This is a genomic window from Pseudochrobactrum lubricantis, from assembly GCF_041929865.1.
Lineage (GTDB): Bacteria > Pseudomonadota > Alphaproteobacteria > Rhizobiales > Rhizobiaceae > Pseudochrobactrum > Pseudochrobactrum saccharolyticum.
In genome coordinates, this window is record NZ_JBHEEE010000049.1 from 1 (window position 1) to 818 (window position 818).

Below are 818 nucleotides of genomic sequence, written 5' to 3' on the forward strand. Positions count from 1 at the left end.
GGTTCTGTCGCAAAGTTTTTGGAAGGATATAAGCGGCCTTACTTCTGAACGCAGTTATGCTGCGAGCTCCGCAAAGACCTGAAATGGCGAGCGGTTGTCGTTTGCAAACTGGTTTTTACGGATCATGTGGGCTACTTCGATGCCCGCGATGGTGGCTGAGGCGGAATGGAATGCTTTGAAGCCCATCATTTGTTTGGTGATCCGTTTGATAAAGCGGTGGTCCTGCTCAAGGATATTATTGAGATATTTGATCTGCCGGATTTCAATTATGTCGCCCGTTCCAGTGAATTTCAGGATGGTGTTGACGGCTTGCAGCCCGGCCAGATTGGCTCCGCTCTTGTCAATAACTACTTTCTCAGGAACGTCGTTGGTGGCAATGGCCTTCTTAAAGAACCTGCGCGCCGCAGCCAGATCCCGGCGCTCAGACAGCATGAAATCAAGCGTTTGGCCATCGCGATCAACGGCTCGGTATAGGTAAGTCCATTTGCCCTTAACCTTGATGTAGGTTTCGTCCACACGCCACGAACTGGCTGTGGGCCGTTTGCGCATCTGAGCCTGAGCGGCAATCTGCGGTGAGTACCGAACAACCCATCGGTTCAACGTTGCATGATCGACAGATATACCGCGCCCAGCCAGAATCTCCTGAAGGTCGCGATAAGAAACCGGATAGCGCACGTAAAAGAAAACAGCGTGCAGGATGACACTTTTGGGAAACTGCGCCCCTTTGAAAACGACCATTATCCGGCTCCGCTCATTATCAACCGAACCTACCAGACTTCAATAAAATCAGTCAAACTCAAAAACTTTGCGACACAACC

At 50.6% G+C, this 818-nt stretch carries 1 protein-coding gene; it reads right to left on the minus strand.

The genetic code is table 11. The features are described 5' to 3' along the window. Positions 1-54: 54 nt before the first annotated feature. Positions 55-738: an IS6 family transposase gene (locus JNC80_RS19980; RefSeq protein WP_376711421.1), complete on the minus strand. Its 684-nt coding sequence runs from the start codon at positions 736-738 to the stop codon at positions 55-57. Between the last annotated feature and the right edge of the window lie 80 nt (positions 739-818).

What these genes read in the sequence shown, in the direction of transcription:
- JNC80_RS19980 (WP_376711421.1), bottom strand. Translation starts at nt 738, where the DNA reads ATGGTCGTTTTCAAAGGGGCGCAGTTTCCCAAAAGTGTCATCCTGCAC.